General features: G+C 71.0%; 14 protein-coding genes and 3 pseudogenes. 6 read left to right on the plus strand and 11 right to left on the minus strand.

Annotation, left to right across the window (positions count from 1 at the left end; translation table 11 throughout):
* Positions 1-21: 21 nt before the first annotated feature.
* The 3 genes from KV097_RS13605 to KV097_RS13615 all read left to right on the plus strand — a co-directional run bounded on the left by KV097_RS13605 (position 22) and on the right by KV097_RS13615 (position 3211).
* On the plus strand, positions 22-774 hold the full coding sequence (locus tag KV097_RS13605; protein ID WP_220366177.1) for a hypothetical protein: 753 nt from the start codon (positions 22-24) through the stop codon (positions 772-774).
* 70 nt (positions 775-844) lie between these two features.
* Positions 845-2461, plus strand: coding sequence for a glycoside hydrolase family 13 protein (locus KV097_RS13610; RefSeq protein WP_220343558.1), 1617 nt, complete (start codon positions 845-847; stop codon positions 2459-2461).
* Positions 2462-2587: 126 nt separating this feature from the next.
* Positions 2588-3211, plus strand: coding sequence for a PadR family transcriptional regulator (locus KV097_RS13615; protein ID WP_220366178.1), 624 nt, complete (start codon positions 2588-2590; stop codon positions 3209-3211).
* Here KV097_RS13615 and KV097_RS13620 read toward each other — a convergent pair whose 3' ends face one another.
* Positions 3212-4480 carry an MFS transporter gene (locus tag KV097_RS13620; protein ID WP_220366179.1) on the minus strand — a complete coding sequence of 423 codons (1269 nt, stop codon included), beginning with the start codon at positions 4478-4480 and terminating at the stop codon, positions 3212-3214.
* 313 nt (positions 4481-4793) lie between these two features.
* The gene (gene pdxH / locus KV097_RS13625) at positions 4794-5435 is read right to left on the minus strand and encodes a pyridoxamine 5'-phosphate oxidase (RefSeq protein WP_220366180.1); all 642 of its coding nucleotides are present in this window, start codon (positions 5433-5435) and stop codon (positions 4794-4796) included.
* 52 nt (positions 5436-5487) lie between these two features.
* Between pdxH and KV097_RS13630 the strand changes: the two genes are divergently transcribed.
* Positions 5488-6606 (plus strand): citrate synthase 2, encoded by a 1119-nt coding sequence (locus KV097_RS13630; RefSeq protein WP_220343554.1) that lies wholly within the window; start codon positions 5488-5490, stop codon positions 6604-6606.
* Positions 6607-6711: 105 nt separating this feature from the next.
* Here KV097_RS13630 and meaB read toward each other — a convergent pair whose 3' ends face one another.
* The 5 genes and pseudogenes from meaB to KV097_RS13655 all read right to left on the minus strand — a co-directional run bounded on the left by meaB (position 6712) and on the right by KV097_RS13655 (position 13630).
* Positions 6712-7686 carry a methylmalonyl Co-A mutase-associated GTPase MeaB gene (gene meaB / locus KV097_RS13635; RefSeq protein WP_220366181.1) on the minus strand — a complete coding sequence of 325 codons (975 nt, stop codon included), beginning with the start codon at positions 7684-7686 and terminating at the stop codon, positions 6712-6714.
* Positions 7686-9767 (minus strand): annotated as a pseudogene (gene scpA / locus KV097_RS13640) (methylmalonyl-CoA mutase); the annotation flags it as partial. The gene meaB and the pseudogene scpA, both read right to left, overlap by 1 nt.
* A gap of 98 nt (positions 9768-9865) precedes the next feature.
* Positions 9866-11713: a methylmalonyl-CoA mutase family protein gene (locus KV097_RS13645; protein WP_220366183.1), complete on the minus strand. Its 1848-nt coding sequence runs from the start codon at positions 11711-11713 to the stop codon at positions 9866-9868.
* Positions 11714-11798: 85 nt separating this feature from the next.
* On the minus strand, positions 11799-12623 hold the full coding sequence (locus KV097_RS13650; RefSeq protein ID WP_220343550.1) for an ABC transporter permease: 825 nt from the start codon (positions 12621-12623) through the stop codon (positions 11799-11801).
* Positions 12620-13630, minus strand: coding sequence for an ABC transporter ATP-binding protein (locus KV097_RS13655; RefSeq protein WP_255559639.1), 1011 nt, complete (start codon positions 13628-13630; stop codon positions 12620-12622). Before KV097_RS13655 ends, KV097_RS13650 begins: the two co-directional genes overlap by 4 nt.
* Positions 13631-13687: 57 nt before the next feature.
* Between KV097_RS13655 and KV097_RS13660 the strand changes: the two genes are divergently transcribed.
* On the plus strand, positions 13688-14509 hold the full coding sequence (locus KV097_RS13660) for a TetR/AcrR family transcriptional regulator (RefSeq protein WP_220366184.1): 822 nt from the start codon (positions 13688-13690) through the stop codon (positions 14507-14509).
* On the opposite strand, the gene KV097_RS13665 is transcribed toward KV097_RS13660, so the two are convergent.
* The 3 genes and pseudogenes from KV097_RS13665 to KV097_RS13670 form a co-directional block, all read right to left on the minus strand.
* Positions 14500-15450 carry an alpha/beta hydrolase gene (locus KV097_RS13665; protein ID WP_308289474.1) on the minus strand — a complete coding sequence of 317 codons (951 nt, stop codon included), beginning with the start codon at positions 15448-15450 and terminating at the stop codon, positions 14500-14502. The two genes, KV097_RS13660 and KV097_RS13665, sit on opposite strands and share 10 nt — an antisense overlap.
* Positions 15426-15554, minus strand: a pseudogene (locus KV097_RS19360) (DNA-binding response regulator); the annotation flags it as partial. The gene KV097_RS13665 and the pseudogene KV097_RS19360, both read right to left, overlap by 25 nt.
* Positions 15555-15648: 94 nt before the next feature.
* Positions 15649-16023, minus strand: a pseudogene (locus KV097_RS13670) (ATP-binding cassette domain-containing protein); the annotation flags it as partial.
* Positions 16024-16052: 29 nt separating this feature from the next.
* Between KV097_RS13670 and serC the strand changes: the two are divergent.
* A complete protein-coding gene (gene serC / locus KV097_RS13675; protein ID WP_220343543.1) occupies positions 16053-17159 on the plus strand; it encodes a phosphoserine transaminase in 1107 nt (368 codons plus the stop codon).
* On the opposite strand, the gene KV097_RS13680 is transcribed toward serC, so the two are convergent.
* Entirely contained in the window at positions 17156-18055 is a 900-nt protein-coding gene (locus KV097_RS13680) for an esterase-like activity of phytase family protein (protein ID WP_220343542.1), read from the minus strand. The two genes, serC and KV097_RS13680, sit on opposite strands and share 4 nt — an antisense overlap.
* Between the last annotated feature and the right edge of the window lie 43 nt (positions 18056-18098).

An 18098-nucleotide genomic window follows, 5' to 3' on the forward strand; every position in this document is an offset into this window, starting at 1 on the left:
GCCGCATGAGAGCGTGGCCCGATGACGACCACGACCATCTCGCGGCAGTTCAACGGACCGGACAGCTCCGGCAACGGAGGCTACGTCGCCGGACTGGTCTCGCACCCCGTCGCCGACCACGGCGCCGCCGTGGTGACGTCGACGCTGCGGGTCCCGCCGCCGCTCGACGTCCCGCTGGACCTCGCCTTCGACGGGCACCGGTCGGTGCTCTCCGACGGCGCGACAGTGGTGGCCGACGCGGTCGCAGGAGCCTTCGACGTGGATCCCGCGCCGTTCGTCGGGGAGGTCCTCGCCCGCTTGGGGAGCGAGGCGTACGAGGGGCGTCTCGAGCATCCGTTCCCGCACTGCTTCACCTGCGGGACGGCGCGGACGCCCGGTGACGGGTTGCTCGTGTTCTCGGGTCCGGTCGACGACCCGGGGTTCCCCGGCACGGTGGCGGCGAGCTGGACGCCGCACCCGGCCTTCGCCGACGCCGAGGGCCGTCTCGGCACGGAGGTCGTCTGGGCGGCGATCGACTGCCCGGGCGGCTGGGCAGCACACATCGACCGGACCCCGATGGTGTTGGGGCGGATGACCGGTCAGATCCTCTCGCCCGTCGTCACCGGGCACGACTACGTCAGCGTGGGCACGCTTCGCGGCGTCGACGGGCGCAAGCACCGCACCGGCACCGCGCTCTACGGCGTCGACGGGACGCTCGTCGCGCGTGCGGAGCAGACCTGGATCGCGATCGACATCACCGACTTCCGCCGACCGACTCGTCACGTACCCGCCTAGACTTGTCGTGCCCTGCTCGCACCGCTGAGGGCCGCGGACGCGACCGCCGCCCCCCACGGAGGAACCACTCGTGACCCAGTCCTCAGAGTCTGTCGTGCCATGGTGGCGCAACGCCGTCTGCTACGAGATCTACGTCCGCTCGTTCGCCGACGCCGACGGTGACGGGGTCGGCGACCTCTTGGGCGTCACCTCTCGGCTCGACTACCTGGAGCAGCTCAACGTCGACGCGCTGTGGCTCACGCCGTTCTACCGCTCGCCGCAGGCCGACCACGGCTACGACGTGGCCGACTACCGCGACGTCGACCCGCTCTTCGGCACGCTCGCCGACTTCGACGAGATGCTCGCCGGCGCCCACGAGCGCGGTCTCAAGGTCATCGTCGACCTCGTGCCCAACCACACGGCCTCGGCTCACCCGTGGTTCCAGGAAGCCCTCCGGGCGGGCCGGGGCAGCTCGGCACGAGAGCGCTACCTCTTCCGGGACGGCCGCGGACCCGACGGCTCGCTGCCGCCCAACAACTGGCAGTCGGTGTTCGGCGGCCCGGCGTGGACCCGGGTCGAGGACGGCCAGTGGTACCTCCACCTGTTCGACGCCGGGCAGCCCGACCTCAACTGGGATCACCCGGAGGTCGGCGAGGAGTTCGAGTCGGTGCTGCGCTTCTGGCTCGACAGGGGCGTGGACGGCTTCCGCGTCGACGTGGCGCACGGCCTCTTCAAGGCGTCCGGCATGCCCGACGTCGAAGGGCTCGGACCCGCGGGCGAGACGCTCGACGCCACGATGACCGAGTGGGACCGCCCCTACTGGAACCAGCCGGGCGTGCACGAGGTCTACCGCGGCTGGCGCACGGTGCTCGACTCCTACCCCGGTGACCGGATGATGATCGGTGAGGCGTGGGTCGGCTCGGCCGAGGCGATGGCGCACTACGTCCGCCCTGACGAGATGCACCAGGTCTTCAACTTCCACTGGCTCTCGACTCCCTTCTCCGCGCCCGCGCTACGCCGCGTCCTGGACGAGACGTACGCCGCGGTGGGCCCGGTCGGCGCGAGCCCCACGTGGGTGCTCTCCAACCACGACGTCGTCCGTACGGTCACCCACTACGGTGGCGGCGACCTCGGGCTGTCTCGGGCCAAGGCGGCGATGTTGACGATGCTGGCTCTGCCCGGGTCCGCGTACGTCTACCAGGGCGAAGAGCTCGGCCTCCCCCAGGTCGACGTGGCTCCCGAGGACCGGCAGGACCCGACCTGGCTGCGTGGCGGCGGTGTGGGCCGCGACGGCTGCCGGGTCCCGATGCCGTGGTCGGGCTCGGAGCCTCCGTTCGGCTTCTCCCCCGGCGGACCCGGGGAGGTCCGCACGTGGATCCCGCAGCCAGACTGGTTCCGTGATTACACCGTCGAGCACGAGACCCGCGACCCGTACTCGACGCTGAACTTCCTCACGTTCGCCCTGCAGCAACGTCGAGAGCTCGTCGGCGGCCTCTCGACGACCTTCGAGATGCTGGAGCGCGGTGACGACGTGGTCGCGTTCCGGCGTGACGGTGTCGACGGTGCGCGTGGTCTGGTGTGCGTCGTCAACTGCGGAACGGTCGACCATCCGGTCGACGATCTCGGCACGCCGGTCGTGCTCTCCGCGGCGCTCGCCGAGGGCACCGGTCAGCTCCTTCCCGACTCGGCGGCCTGGTTCCTGTCCTGACGCCGTTCGCCGAGCCCTTCGTCGAGCCGATCGAGATGAACGCAGGCGCTGCGGCGTGCGCGATTGCGTAACGATATATCGCGTTCTATCATCGATACTCCAACGCTTGCCACAGGAGGATGCCTCGTGCGAAACCCAGACTTCGACCTCAGAGAGACCTTCGATCCCACCTCCGGGCGTCGCCGACCGCGTCCAGGTCGTCGCGACCCGCGCGGCCGCGGTCACGGCCATGGTCCCGGATTCGGCCCTGACTTCGGCCCCGGCTCAGGTCCCGGCTTCGGACCGGGCTTCGGCGAGCGCCGGCGTGGCGGGCCCCGCGCCCGCCGTGGCGCCGTACGCCTCGCCGCGCTCTCGGTCCTGGCCGACGGCCCGACCAACGGGTACGGCCTGATCACCACCTTCACCGAGCGCACCGAGGGACGGTGGCGGCCCAGCCCGGGGTCCATCTACCCCGTGCTCCGACGGCTGACCGCGGACGGCCTCGTCGAGCCCGTCGACGCGGAGGGCACCCAGTTCCAGATCACCGAGGACGGTGCCGCCTACCTCGCCGATCACGCCGCGGAGGTCGCGCAGGCCTGGGACAGCGGGCGACCCGGCTCGCAGACCCAGGAGGAGCTGCACGTCAGCGCACGCAAGCTCGTACGGGCCGCCCGCCAGGTGGGCGAGGACGGCAGCGACGACCAGCGCGAGCGGGCCGCTCAGATCCTGGACGAGGCGCGCCGTCAGCTCTACGGCCTGCTGGCCGAGTGACTACGGCGACGGGTCGCGTGCGTCGTAGGTGAGGAAGCCCCGCTGGAGGGCGACCGCCACCAGCGTCCCGACGACGCACGCGACTCCGCCGCAGAGCATCGCGACCCCGATCGTCGTGATCTCGGCGAGCGATCCGGCCAGGAACTCGCCGAGGCGCGGGCCACCGGCGACGACGACCGTGAACAGACCCTGGAGCCTCCCCCGCAGCGCGTCGGGGGCCGCCTGCTGGAGCATCGTGCTCCGGTACGCCGCGCTCACCATGTCGGCCGATCCCGAGAACGCCAGCATCGTCACCACGAGCCACATCAACCCCGGCGCACCGATCGCACTCGCACCCGCGAGCGCCACGGCGACCCCGTACGCGACGACGGCCACCACGATCGCGACCCCGTGACGGTGCACGCGCCCGACCCATCCCGAGAGCATGAACGCCACCAAGGACCCGATCGCCGGCGCGGCCTGCAGCAGCCCGAGCGCCGACGGCCCGCCCGCATAGACCGTCAGCGCGAGCGCGGGGAACAGCGCCCGGGGCTGCGCCAACACCATCGCGCACAGGTCGAGGACGAACGTCATGCGCAGGTTCGGCGCGCGCCGCAACCACGCCATCCCCTCGACCACCGACCGGAAGCCCGGCACCCCCCGAGGCGCCTCGAGGGGCGGGATCGGCGGCAGGCGCACCAGCGCGTAGACGGCGGCGGTGAACGTCACGAGGTCGATCGCGTACGTCGCCGCCACCCCGAGCCAGGCGATCACGACACCGCCGACCAACGGGCCCACGGTGAAGCCCAGGTTGTACGCCGCCATGCTCAGCGCGTTGGCCGCCGGGAGCAGGTGCGCCGGGATCAGCCGCGGGATGATCGCGGACCGCGCCGGGCTGTTCACCGCGAACAGACCCGACTGGACCGCGACCACGGCGTACAGCAGGACCACCGACTCGAGGCCCACCAGCGCCTGCGCCAACAGCACCGCCGTGCACACCCAGAGCCCGACCGCGGTCACGAGCGCGACCGTCCGCCGGTCGAAGTGGTCGACCAGCGCCCCGCCGTACAGGCCGAGCACGATCAACGGGACCAGGGCGACGATCCCGACGACCCCGACCGCGAAGGAAGAGTCGGTGATCACGAAGACCTGGTAGGCGACCGTGACCGTCGCCATCTGCTGACCCAGCTGAGACACCGTGTGACCGACCCAGAGACGCCGGTAGTCGACCGACTCCCGGAGCGGACGGATGTCGGTGAGGATCCGCCCTACGCCCCGTGGTGCCGTCACGGGAACGATTGTCCCGCCCTGCGGATCACCCTGGGGATCGCCTCTGGAACCGGCCCGGGAAAGGGGTTGGCCCGGGCGGGAGCGCGGCGTAATCTCGTCCGTACACGGGAAGGAGGTGGTCCGAAGAATGATTGACTTCAGGACATGTGAGGTGGCTGTCAGCTAGCCACGGTGCCGTGGGAACGCCAGCACCGTGCGGCGAATCCCAGGCAGCCACCCGACCCGCGGGGGCCGAGAGCAAAGTCCGCTCGGCACGCAAACCCCGCGGGTCGTTCCTGTCTTCACCCTCCTGCGGCCCGGCCCTCTGCCCGGCCTACGGCGCGAGGCGCTCGCGAAGCCATTGCCCACCGACGGCACGGAAGCGGATCCGGTCGTGCATGCGGCCCGAGCGTCCCTGCCAGAACTCGATCGAGTCGATGGACACGCGATAGCCGCCCCACCACATGGGACGCGCCACGTCGTCGGGGTACGAGACCTCCGCCGCGTCGTACGCCCGCTCGAGGGCGACCCGGTCGGCGACCACCCGCGACTGGTCGGAGGCGACGGCGCCCAGCTGGGACGCCCGAGGCCGTGAGCTGAAGTAGTCATCGCTCTCGCTGTCAGACACCCGCGTCACCGAGCCCTCGATCCGGACCTGCCGCTGCAACGGGTGCCACAGCATCACCAACGCCGCGTGCGGGTTGCCCTCGAGGTCGTCGCCCTTGCGCGACTCACGGTTGGTGTAGAAGACCGCCCCCTCGGCGTCGAAGCCCTTGAGGAGCACGATCCGGACCGACGGCAGCGCACCGGGCGTCGCCGTCGCCAGCGCCATCGCGTTCGGCTCGTGCATCCCCGAGGCGACCGCCTGGTCGAACCACGTCCCGAAGAGCCACACCGGGTCGTGCCCGGCGTCGGCCTCGCTCAGTCCGGATGCCTCGTACTCCTCGCGCAGTGCCGCGATCGCGTGGGACTCCATGGACAGCACCCTACGAGACCTGGCGTTGCGCGGGCGGGGCAGAATGACTGGCATGACTGACGCATCCGAGACGGTGAAGGTCCACGAGGGCCTCGAAGGCGTCGTCGCCTTCGCCACAGAGATCGCCGAGCCGGACAAGGAAGGCTCCGCGCTGCGCTACCGCGGCGTCGACATCGAGGACCTCGTGGGGCGAGTGCCCTTCGAGAAGATCTGGGGCCTCCTGGTCGACGGCACGTACGAGCCGGGCCTCCCGCCCGCCGAGCCCTTCCCCATCCCTGTGCACTCGGGTGACATCCGGGTGGATGTCCAGAGCGCGATCGCACTGACCGCTCCCGCCTGGGGCCTCCGCCAGCTGTACGACATCGATCCTGAGCAGGCTCGCGACGACCTCGCCCGTACGGCCGTCATGGTGCTGTCGTACGTCGCCCAGGCCGCACGGGGCGTCGGTCAGCCGATGGTCCCGCAGACCGAGATCGACAAGGCGAGCACCATCACCGAGCGGTTCCTCACCCGGTGGCGCGGCGAGGCCAACCCCGCTCACGTCAAGGCCATCGACGCCTACTGGGCCTCCGCCGCCGAGCACGGCATGAACGCCTCCACGTTCACCGCACGCGTGATCGCCTCGACCGGCGCCGACGTCGCTGCCGCGCTGTCGGGTGCCGTCGGCGCGATGTCGGGTCCGCTGCACGGCGGCGCGCCGTCGCGCGTGCTCGGCATGATCGGTGATGTCGAGAAGTCCGGCGACGCGCGGACCTATGTCAAGGGCCTGCTCGACGCCGGCGAACGCCTGATGGGGTTCGGCCACCGCGTCTACCGCGCCGAGGACCCGCGCGCCCGTGTCCTGCGCCGGACCGCGCGCGAGCTCAACGCCCCGCGGTACGCGGTGGCCGAGGCGCTGGAGGACGCCGCGCTCGCCGAGCTGCGCGAGCGCCGCCCGGACCGGGTGCTGGAGACGAACGTCGAGTTCTGGGCAGCGATCGTCCTCGACTTCGCCGAGATCCCGCCGCACATGTTCACGTCGATGTTCACGTGCGCTCGCACGGCCGGATGGAGTGCGCACATCCTCGAGCAGAAGCGCACGGGGCGGCTGATCCGTCCGTCCGCTATCTACACCGGCCCGCCGTCGCGCAAGCCGGAGGACGTCGAGGGCTGGGACCCGGCCTGGGCCTGACCTCCCCCTCGTGCATCCCCGATCCGACGGGTTGCGCACCGGATCGGCACGTGATCTCGGTGCACAACCCGTCGGATCACGGGGCGCAGCGGATGCGGGAAGCGGTCAGGGGCGGTCGTAGGCAGCCAGGATCGCGTCCGCGGCACTCGTCGCGGGCATGTCACCGGAGAGCACCTCGGCACGGACCTCGTCGAGCACCCCGCGTACGGCCTCCGAGCGCCGCAGCCGTTGCTCGAGCTCGTCGCGCACCAGCGCCCACATGAACTCGAGCTGCTGCGCCGCCCGCTTGTCGCGCAGGCCGCCGGCACCGAGGAACTCGCGGTGCCTCAGCACCCGCATCCACACCGTGTCCACCTCCGTGCCCTCGAGCCCGGAGCAGGTCAGCACCGGCGGGACCCACCCGGTGGTCCCGGCGTGGACGAGGCGGATCGCCCCGGCGAGGTCGCGGGCAGCGACGCGTGCCTCCGGCTCACGGTCACCGTCGGCCTTGTTGACCGCGATGACGTCAGCGATCTCGAGGATGCCCTTCTTGATGCCCTGGAGCTGGTCACCGGTCCGCGCGAGCGTGAGGAACAGGAACGTGTCGACCATCCCGGCGACGGTCACCTCCGACTGCCCGACGCCGACCGTCTCCACGAGCACCACGTCGAATCCGGCCGCCTCGAGCACGAGGATCGCCTGGGTCGTCGCGCGCGCGACGCCGCCGAGGGTGCCGGCCGACGGCGAGGGGCGGATGTACGCCCGGGGGCTCGCCGCGAGCTCCGGCATCCGCGTCTTGTCGCCGAGGACCGAGCCCCCCGTACGCACCGACGACGGGTCCACCGCGAGGACCCCGACCTTGTGGTCGGTCGCGGTCAGGTGGGTGCCCAGCGCCTCGATGAACGTCGACTTCCCGACCCCCGGGACCCCCGAGATCCCCACGCGGACAGCGCCACCCGAGTGCGGGGTGAGCAGCGCAAGCAGCTCCCGTGCCGCCTCTCGGTGGTCGGGTCGACGAGACTCGACGAGGGTGATGGCTCGCGCGACCGCAGCACGCTGCCCGGCGCGTACGCGGTCAGCGAGCTCGTCGACGTCGACCATCAGTGCTGCAGCGTCGCCCGGAGCTTGTCCAGCAGCTCGAGCGCCGACTCGGCGATGACCGTGCCCGGCAGGAAGACCGAGGCCGCGCCCATCTGCTTGAGCGTCTCCACGTCGTCCGGCGGGATCACGCCGCCCACGACCACGAGGACGTCGGGGCGGCCCAGCTCGGCCAGCGCGTCACGGAGCGCCGGCACGAGCGTCAGGTGGCCCGCAGCCAGGGACGAGACGCCCACCACGTGGACGTCGGCGTCGACCGCCTGCTGCGCCACCTCCTCCGGCGTGGAGAAGAGCGGGCCCACATCGACGTCGAAGCCCATGTCGGCGAAGGCGGAGACGATGACCTTCTGGCCCCGGTCGTGCCCGTCCTGGCCCATCTTGGCCACCAGGATGCGTGGACGTCGTCCCTCGGCCTCCTCGAAGGCGTCGGTCGCCGCGATCACGCGCTCGACGTTCTCGGCCTTGCCTGCCTCGGATCGGTACACACCAGAGATCGTACGGATGACCGCCTTGTGGCGTCCGTAGACCTTCTCGAGCGCGTCGGAGATCTCGCCCACCGTGGCCTTGGCCCGGGCGGCGTCGACGGCCAGCGCGAGGAGGTTGCCGTCGAGCGAGCCGTCCTTGCTCGCCCCACGTCCCGCCGACTCGGTCAGGGCGTGCAGCGTACGGCGGACCTCGTCGTCGTCACGCTCGGCCCGCAGCCGCTCCAGCTTGGCGACCTGCGCGGCGTAGACCGCGCGGTTGTCGACCTTGAGGACCTCGAAGGGTTCCTCGGTGTCGACGCGGTAGGTGTTGACGCCGATGACGGCCTGGTGCCCGGCGTCGATCCGCGCCTGGGTGCGGGCGGCAGCCTCCTCGACGCGCATCTTGGGGATCCCGGCCTCGATGGCCTTGGCCATGCCGCCGGCCCGCTCGACCTCCTCGATGTGCGACCAGGCACGGCGGGCGAGGTCATGGGTGAGGCGCTCGACGTAGTAGGAGCCGCCCCACGGGTCGATCGTCGCCGTGGTGCCCGACTCCTGCTGGAGCAGGAGCTGGGTGTTGCGGGCGATCCGCGCGGAGAAGTCGGTCGGCAGGGCGATCGCCTCGTCGAGCGCGTTGGTGTGCAGCGACTGCGTATGCCCCTGGGTCGCCGCCATCGCCTCGATGGCCGTCCGCTGCACGTTGTTGAACACGTCCTGCGCCGTCAGCGACCACCCCGACGTCTGGGAGTGGGTCCGCAGCGAGCTCGACTTGGGGTTCTTCGGGTCGAACGGGGCGACGAGCCGTGACCAGAGGGCGCGCGCAGCCCGGAGCTTGGCGACCTCCATGAAGAAGTTCATCCCGATCGCCCAGAAGAACGACAGCCGCGGCGCGAACGCGTCGATGTCGAGCCCGACGTCGAGGCCCGCGCGGAGGTACTCGACACCGTCGGCCAGGGTGTAGGCGAGCTCGAGGTCGTTCGTCGCTCCGGCCTCCTGGATGTGGTAGCCGGAGATCGAGATCGAGTTGAACTTCGGCATCCGCTGCGCGGTGTAGGCGAAGATGTCGGAGATGATCCGCATCGACGGCGCCGGCGGATAGATGTAGGTGTTGCGGACCATGAACTCCTTGAGGATGTCGTTCTGGATGGTCCCCATGAGCTGCTCCGGCTTCACCCCCTGCTCCTCGGCCGCCACGATGTAGAGCGCGAGCACCGGGAGCACCGCACCGTTCATCGTCATCGAGACGCTCATCTTGTCCAGCGGGATGCCCTCGAAGAGGGTGCGCGCGTCGTAGATCGAGTCGATCGCGACCCCGGCCATGCCCACGTCGCCCACGACGCGAGGGTTGTCCGAGTCGTAGCCGCGGTGGGTCGCGAGGTCGAAGGCGACCGACAGGCCCTTCTGGCCCGCGGCGAGGTTGCGCCGGTAGAAGGCGTTCGACTCCTCCGCCGTGGAGAACCCCGCGTACTGGCGGATCGTCCACGGCTGGGTGGTGTACATCGTCGGGTACGGACCCCGCAGGAACGGCGCGAGCCCGGGGTACGTGTCGAGCGCGTCCAGACCCTGGACGTCGGCCCCCGTGTAGAGCGGCGCGATGTCGATGCCCTCGGGCGCAGGCCAGGGCTCGGCACCGTCGGCGGCGCGGTCGTAGGCCGTACGGTCGGCCGCGTACGGCTGGTCCGGGTCGAGCGGCAACCCGGCGAAGGACTCGGGGATGCTCATGCGTCTGCTCCGTTCTCGGCCGCGGGTCCGCCCGCGGCTCGCGCCGCGCCGAGGTGTCCGCGCGTCTCGTGCAAGAAGGCCAGGGCGTCGACGCCGGTCGCCGCCGTGGCGTCGACGGCGACACCGTCGACGGGCTTCCCGGCGAGGATCACCCACTGCGCCCCGGCCGCGCGCAGTGCGGTCACGAGGTCGGCGCCCCACTCGGCGTAGGCACTGTCGGGTCCGGCGAGGCAGACCACCGGAGCTCCGTCGTACGCCGCGAGGACGGCGTCGACGCCGGCCGTCGGGCCGGCGGTCACCGTCTCGATGCCACCCGCCGCCAGCAGGCTGGCGATGAAGGTGACCCGCGCGGTGTGCGCCGAGATCGGCCCCATGGTGGCGAGGAAGACAGGCGTGGGGACGGGGTTGTCCCGCAGCGCCTCGAAGGCCGCACCGTAACGCTGGACGGGCTCGGCGCCCTCGGGGTACGGAGTGCGCTCAGGCAGCACCTCACGCAGGTTCGGGAACTCCGACAGACCGGTGAGCGGGCGCTTGCGCCGGGCGATCTGGCTCTCCCGCTCGCGGGCGACGGCGCGGTGGCGCCCGACGAGCGACCCGTCCTCGATCGCGTCGACGGCGCCGCCTGCCTCCTCGATGCGGCCGAGCTCGTCCCAGGCCGCGCGGGCGAGGTCGTCGGTGAGGCGCTCCACGGCGTACGCGCCGCCGGCGGGGTCGGTGACGGCGCCGACGTGCGCCTCGGCGGTCAGCAGCGACGACGTGTTGCGCGCGATCCGACGGCTGAACGCGTCGGGGAGCCCCAGCGGGGCGTCGAACGGCAGCACGGTCACCGACGAGGCGCCACCGACGCCCGCAGCGAACGCGGCGACCGTGGTCCGCAGCATGTTGACCCAGGGGTCGTACTTGCTGAGCATCACCCGGGAGGTGACCACGTGCTGGACCTGGCCGCGTGCCACGTCCGCAGCACCGCAGAGCTCGGCGAGGCGGTTCCAGGTGCCGCGTGCGGCGCGAAGCTTGGCGATGGTCGTGAACTGCTCGTCCGTCGCGGCGAACCGGAACTCGATCATCGCGAGTGCGTCCTCGACCGAGAACCCGGCAGCGGTGAGGAGGCGCAGGTACGCCGCACCGACCGCGAGCGCGTAGCCGACCTCCTGCGCCTCGGACGCTCCACCGTCGTGCGCCGCGGTCGCGTCGACCACGAACGCGGCGATGCCACGCTCGGCCGCCTTGCGGGCGCCCTCGACGACCACGGTCTCGAGCACCATCTCACCGGTGTATCCGCGCAGCGAAGCACCGATCGGGTCGAGCCCGAGGTTGGTGCCGGGGGCCGGTGTGACCCCACGCTCGTCGAGGTAACGGCAGAACGCGTCGGCGGCGCCCAGGCCGTCGGCCCGTGCCTCGACGACGACGGGCGCGAGATCGACGAACACCCGGTCGAGCACCGTGCCGAGGGCAGCGGGGTCGATCGCCTCGGGGCCGAGTCGCAGCCACACGGAGGTGGCGCCGTTCTCGAGGTCGTCGAGCACCGCCTCGGCGGTGTGCGTCGCGTCCGGGTCCTCGTGCAGCACCCGGATGTCCCACGAGCCGTCGTCACGTCGCGCGCGGGTCCCGCGGACGTACGGCGCCTGACCCGGCAGTCCGGGATCCGGGAGGCCGGCGGCGAGCTCCGGCGTACCCAGCGGGGTGACGGCGATGCCGTCGAGCGTGCGGGTCGTCAGTGCCTCCCACACCGCGGCGTCGGGCTGGTCGTCCGACAGCCGTCGGGCCTTGCGGAGCACAGCCGCCGCGGCCTTCTCCCACGCTTCGCGGGAGGAGACCGCGCCGCCGCTCAACGACAACTCGCTCATGCTGCGCATCGTACGGATGACGCCGGTGTTACAGCCACCCGCCGGGCGTTGGTGTGACGCACCGCACCCTCGCGGGGCGGGCGGGTCAGATCGTCCGCTTGACCTTCCAGATGCCGACCCACAGGCCGACCGCGCACGTCGCGAGCGCGGCGAGCAGGCCCCACGCGACGGTCGAGTCCCACATCGTGCCGGCGAAGAGCGCGCGCTCGGCGTCGACGATGTAGGTCAACGGGTTGAACTTCGAGACGACCCGCATCCACTCCGGCCCCGCCTCCAGCGGCAGCATCATGCCCGCCAGGAGCAGCAGCGGAAAGATCAGCGACTGCTGAACGCCCCAGAACACCCACTCCCGATTCTTCGAGGCCAGCCCCAGCGCGTAGGACAGGGAGCCCAGCCCGATTCCGAAGATGCCCAGGATGAGCAGCCCGAGCAACACGTGCGCCGGATAGAACGCCAGCCCGAACGGGATCGCCACCACCGTGATCAGCAGCGCCTGCACGACCAGCGGCGCGAACTCCTTGAGGGCGCGCCCGACCAGGATCGACGAGCGGTCGAGCGGTGTCGCGAGGATCCGCTCGTACGCTCCGGTCATCAGCTCGTAGAGCAGGTTGCCGCCGACCATGCCGGTCCCGAAGACCGCGATCATCACGAGCACCCCGGGCAGGAACCACTGCAGCGCCGACTCGCCGTCGATCGCCGCGTCCCCCAGCATCCCGTCGAGCAGCGGACCGAAGAGGCCGAGGAAGACCAGCGGCTGCAGCAGCGAGAAGATCAGCGTGAACGGATCGCGCAGCGTCACGAGGATCTCTCGGACGAAGACCGCGGCGGTGTCGTGGAGCCACTTCGCCGAGCGCGACCGCTCCGGCAACGGGCTCGCGACCTGGACGTGGGTCTGGATCGTGGTGGTCATGCTGCCTCCTCGCGCAGGCTCCGGCCGGTCAGGTTGAGGAAGACGTCGTCCAGCGACGCCTGCTTGACGTCCGCCGACCCCACGGTCACGCCCACCGCCTCGAGCGAGCGCAGGACGGTCGGCACGAGATCCGGCCCGTGGTTGGTCGACAGGACGAGCCGGACGGACCCGTCGTCCTCGTGGTGGTCCTCGACGCGGCTGATCTCGTCGGGGAGGACGGAGCGGGCCTTCTCCACGACGACGGCAGTGGTGTCGGCGCCTGGGACGAGCCCGAGCGTCACGACGTCGTCGGCGAAGTCGCGCTTGAGCGAGGTCGGGGTCGCGTCGGCGATCACCGTGCCGTGGTCGATGAGGACGATGCGCTCGGCCATCGAGTCGGCCTCGTCGAGGTAGTGGGTGGTCAGGAGCATCGTCATGGTGTTCTCGACCCGCAGGCGCATGATGTGCTCCCACAGGTTGGCCCGCGCGTGCGGGTCGAGCCCCGTGGTGGGCTCGTCGAGGAACAGCAGGCCCGGATGGTTCATCAGCCCCATGGCGACGTCGAGCCGTCGGCGCTGGCCCCCAGAGAGCGACAGCACCGTGCGCTTCTCCATCCCCGAGAGCTCGAGCGCCTCGAGCAGCTCGCCGGCCCGCCGCCGGGCCACGTCGGCCGGCACCGAATAGAAGCGTCCCTGGTTCTGGAGCTCGTCACCCACCCGGTACGAGTAGCCGCCGGCGTTGCCCTGACCGATGTAGCCGATGCGGGCTCGTACCTCGGCGGGGTCACGCACCACGTCATAGCCGGCGACGGTCGCAGTGCCGGCTGTCGGTCGGAGCAGCGACGTGAGCATCCGCAGGGTGGTCGACTTGCCTGCGCCGTTGGGACCGAGGAAGGCGACCAGCTCCCCGTCCGCGACGTCGAGGTCGACGTCCTTGACTGCCTCGACGACCTCCTTCTTCCGTGTGAAGGTCTTCGTGAGACCTCGTGCAGAGACCATACTTGTCGTACGGCGTACTGAATCTGTCATGCGAGCAACGGTACGCTGTACGATAAAGTCCGGCAAGGCCTTTTCCAGGAGACTCCGATGACCGACCCAGATCCCCCACGGCACCGCTACGCCGCCCTGTGGGAATCGCCGGTCGCGTCGACCCGGGGCCGACCGGCGAGGGTGAGCCGCCCCCAGGTCGTGGACGCCGCTGTCGCGATCGCGGACGCCCAGGGCCTGGACGCGGTCTCGATGCGGTCTGTCGCCCGGTCCCTCGGTGTCGGGGCGATGACGCTGTACTCGCACGTGCCAGGTCGCGACGAGCTCCTCGACGCGATGGTCGACCGGGCCTACGCCGACGTCGACCTGCCCGAGCCGGGCCTGCCGTGGCGTCCGGCGCTCGAGCGCTATGCGCGCGGCTACTGGCAGCTGCTGCGCCGGCACCCGTGGCTGCTCGACGTCAACCGGTGGCGTCTCCCCCTGGCACCACACGTCTTCGCGTTCGACGAGGCGGGCTACCAGATCCTCATCGACACCGGGCTCACAGCCAGCCAGGTGATCGACACGATCGGCATCGTGCACGACACGGTCGTCGGGTCGGCCCGCGCTGCTGCGGCCGAGGACGCCGACCGGCGCAGCCAAGGCACCGACTACGCCGCCTACTGGGCGTCCACGAGCGACTTCTGGGAGGAGACCTTCGACCCGTCCCGGTTCCCGGCGATGACGAGGCTCTGGAGCGTGGGGGCCTTCGAGAACGCCTCCACCCCGTTCGACCCCCACATCAAGGGCCTGCTCGACACGCTCGAGCTGCTCATCGACCGTGCACAGGCCGAGGGCGGCAGCCCGATCCCGTCGTTCGAGGAGTGCATGGCGCGCTACACCGCAGCTCTCGACGAGCAGCGGGAGGCAGGTCAGGCCTGACCGTCGAGCACCTCCCGCAGCGCCTTGGCGAAGTCGTCGGGCTGGCCGGTCATCCCGTACTCACCACCGAGGAAGCCCGCGTGGTCACCCGGGAACACGGTGACCGAGGTGCCGAGCAGGTCGGCCAGGGCGTACGTCGCGCGCGACGCCAGCTGCTCGGCCGACTCCGCCCCGGCGACCAGGACGATGCGCGACAGGACCTCGCGCAGCGCATCGACGTCGGGAGCGAAGTGCGTGCAGGACACGAGGTTCTGGGCGAGCAGGACGTCGTCGCGCGATCCATCGTCCTCCACCGGCAGCCCGAACGCGGACGGCTCCGGCGCGGGCATCTCGACGAACCCGTCAGGGACCGGCCCCTGGTGCGAGACGAGCATGATGAAGCGCACCATCGCGGGTCCGAGACCGTCCTCCAGGTAGGTCCGTCGGATGCCGGTGGTTGCCGCGAGCGCCTGGTCCCGATCCGGCAGCAGCTGGGCCAAGGGCGGCTCGTGCGCCACCAGGGTCCGGATGAGGTCGGGATGCTCGGCCACGAGCGCGAGGGCGTTGACCGCCCCGCCGCTGGTGGCGAACACGTCGACCGGTCCCCCGCCCGTCGCCTCGATGAGTCGGATGAGGTCGTCGGCGTGCTCCGTGGGGGTCGACTCGCTCGCTCCGTCGGTCCGGACGCTGCGCTCGGCGCCACGGGGGTCGTAGGTGACGACCGTCCGGTCGGAGAAGTGGCCCGCGAGCGTACCGAACCCCGACGCGGCCATCGGGGACCCGATGACGAGCAGCGGCGGAACGGAGGCGGAGGGCTGCGGACGGACGTCGTAGGCGATCTCGGCGCCGGGCACGGTCAGTCGGTGGGTGTGAGGCTCGGTCATAGCGGCTCCTCGATCGGTGCTTTGAGGGGGTTGACCGTGCGCCACCACCGAACTCATCCCTGCTCGCCGAGCAGCCATCCGTTCTCCACCGCGATCCGCACCGCCTCGGCACGTGTCCGCGCCGACGTCTTGCCGATCGCGCTCGACAGATGATTGCGGACGGTCCCCTCGGAGAGGGCGAGCACGATCGCGCGCGATCCGTGAGCGCTCTTCTTGCAGCCGCGCATCGCTGAGCTCACGCTCGGTGGCCAGGAGGGCCCGCTGCGTCTCACCGACGGTGAAGTCCTTCAGCAGACCACCGGTCTGCATCACCGCGGACACGGCGCCTCGCGCGACAGCGGCCCTCGGGGTCGCCCCGTGCACGCGCACGGTGCCCGCGTCCGGGTCGGACAGGCCGAGCATCATGTCGACGGTGGTCGTCTTGCCGGCTCCGTTGGGGCCGAGGAACGCCACCACCTCGCCTGGGCGTACGACGAGCGAGAGGTGGTCCACGGCGGTGACGTCCCCGCCAGGGGCGCGAAACGTCTTGACGACGTCGTCCAGGAGCACCGCAGGGGTGCTGTCGGAATCTTGGGTCTTGGTCATGTCGTCGATCGTCGTCCGGGACGGCCACGTACCCGTACGCCGAACGTCACGACCTTGCCCTGACATCTGTCACGTGCACCCGGGAGAATGAGCACGTGCAGATCCCGAAGAAGCTCCGCCCCTCCGACGGCCGATTCGGCTCCGGTCCCTCCAAGGTTCCTCACGAGGCCATGCAGGCACTCGCCTCCTCCCCGGTGATCGGGACGTCGCACCGGCAGGCGCCGGTCCGCGAGCTGGTCGGGTCTGTCCGCGCCCAGATGCGGGCGCTTTTCTCGCTGCCCGACGACTACGAGGTCGTGCTCGGCATCGGCGGCTCGACGGCGTTCTTCGACGCCGCGACGTTCGGCCTCGTGCGTGAGCGCAGCCAGCACCTGTCGTTCGGCGAGTTCGGTGCGAAGTTCGCGACCGCGACGACCCGCGCGCCTTTCCTCGGCTCCCCGACGGTGATCGAGAGCGAGCCCGGCTCGCACCCCGTCCCGTCCGCCGAGAGCGGCGTGGACGTCTATGCATGGGCGCACAACGAGACGTCGACCGGTGTCACCGCGCCCGTACGACGTGTCGAGGGCGCCGACAGCGACGCGCTGGTGGTGATCGACGGGACCTCGGCGGCCGGAGCGCTGCCGCTCGACGTCACCCAGAGCGACGTCTACTTCTTCGCCCCGCAGAAGGCGCTCGCCTCCGACGCCGGGCTGTGGTTCGCACTGATGTCACCCGCAGCCCTCGCGAGGGTCGAGGAGATCGCTGGCTCCGGCCGTTGGATCCCCGCCTTCCTCGACCTCTCCAAGGCGGTGGAGAGCTCGCGCAAGGACCAGACCTACAACACCCCGCCGCTCGCATCGCTGTTCTGGACCGACCACCAGCTGAGCTGGATCCTCGCCAACGGAGGGCTTCCCTGGTCGGTGGCTCGTTGCGAGGACTCCTCGTCGCGGCTGTACGGGTGGGCCGAGCAGTCGTCGTACGCGACGCCGTTCGTCTCCGATCCCGGCAAGCAGTCCGCGACGGTCGTCACGATCGACCTCGAGGGCGTGGACGCCGCTGCGGTCTGCGCGGCGCTGCGCGACAACGACATCGTCGACGTCGAGGGCTATCGCGGCCTCGGGCGCAACCAGCTCCGGATCGCGACGTTTCCTGCGATCGAGCCCGACGACATCTCGCTGCTCACCCAGAGCATCGACTACGTGGTCGAGAACCTCGACGACTAGTCGAGGTCGAAGACCCCGCTCGCCGGCGCGAGCATCGCCGCGCGCTGGTCCTCGGGGAGGGTGATCCGCGTGATCGGCGACGGCAGGCCTTCGCTGCCGACGATGACGGACGTGCCGTCGGGCGCTGCGGCCAGCGACTCGCTCTGACGGGTCTCGGGGATGGCTGCCGACCACGTCTGCTTCCACGTCCGGGCGTCGAGGACGTGCACGCCCGTGTAGGTCCTCAGGATGACCCGGGCACCGTCGGGAAGGTAGTCGCCGTCGGTGACCATGGCTGGGATCTCGGCCTCGGCGACCGGCTCGGCCTCGTTGACACCGGTCGTGCGCAGGGTGCTGGGAAGGCGGTAGACCTGGCCCCCGAGGAGGCCCTTGGACACGATGTACATGCCGTCGCCGGTGGGGTCGGAGAGCAGCGCCTCGGCGTCGGTGTTGCCGTCGGCGTAGCGGACGCGGTAGCGGGTCGGCTTGGTCTGCTTGGTGCCGATGACCGGCTCGTCCAGCGCGTAGAGCGACACGGTCGAGCGGACAGCGTCGTTGTCACCGATGTCGGCCACCCACAACGTGCCGTCACGGTCGATGGTGAGCGCCTCCGGGTCCACGAGCCGGTGTCCGACCAGGCGGGTGGCGCCGACCACCTCGCCGGTCGAGACCTCGATTGCGAAGACCGTCGGCTCGTGGCCCGAGTCGTTGATCGTGTAGGCGAGGGCGGGGTCGCGCTTGCTGAAGACCAACGCGCTCGACTCCGGGATGCGTGCATCGGTGACCGTGCTGAGCCGGTCGACCACGGGATCGCCCTCCGCGGCGCGTGCCTCTCGCGCGAGCGCCGTGACGACCACGATGACGAGCAGGATCACGAGAAGGCCGGGGATGAGGGCCCTGCGGTGTCGCGGATTCATGGACTCCGGGTCACTCCTGCTCGTTGTCGGCGCTGCCCCCGAC

Source organism: Mumia sp. zg.B17 (assembly GCF_019550915.1).
Lineage (GTDB): Bacteria > Actinomycetota > Actinomycetes > Propionibacteriales > Nocardioidaceae > Mumia.

Coding starts and splice junctions, on each gene's coding strand:
- KV097_RS13605 (WP_220366177.1), top strand. CDS start 22: ATGACGACCACGACCATCTCGCGGCAGTTCAACGGACCGGACAGCTCC.
- pdxH (WP_220366180.1), bottom strand. CDS start 5,435: ATGGAGTCCCACGCGATCGCGGCACTGCGCGAGGAGTACGAGGCATCC.
- KV097_RS13630 (WP_220343554.1), top strand. CDS start 5,488: ATGACTGACGCATCCGAGACGGTGAAGGTCCACGAGGGCCTCGAAGGC.
- meaB (WP_220366181.1), bottom strand. CDS start 7,686: ATGGTCGACGTCGACGAGCTCGCTGACCGCGTACGCGCCGGGCAGCGT.
- KV097_RS13645 (WP_220366183.1), bottom strand. CDS start 11,713: ATGAGCGAGTTGTCGTTGAGCGGCGGCGCGGTCTCCTCCCGCGAAGCG.
- KV097_RS13650 (WP_220343550.1), bottom strand. CDS start 12,623: ATGACCACCACGATCCAGACCCACGTCCAGGTCGCGAGCCCGTTGCCG.
- KV097_RS13655 (WP_255559639.1), bottom strand. CDS start 13,630: ATGACAGATTCAGTACGCCGTACGACAAGTATGGTCTCTGCACGAGGT.
- KV097_RS13660 (WP_220366184.1), top strand. CDS start 13,688: ATGACCGACCCAGATCCCCCACGGCACCGCTACGCCGCCCTGTGGGAA.
- KV097_RS13665 (WP_308289474.1), bottom strand. CDS start 15,450: ATGGCTGCTCGGCGAGCAGGGATGAGTTCGGTGGTGGCGCACGGTCAA.
- KV097_RS13680 (WP_220343542.1), bottom strand. CDS start 18,055: ATGAATCCGCGACACCGCAGGGCCCTCATCCCCGGCCTTCTCGTGATC.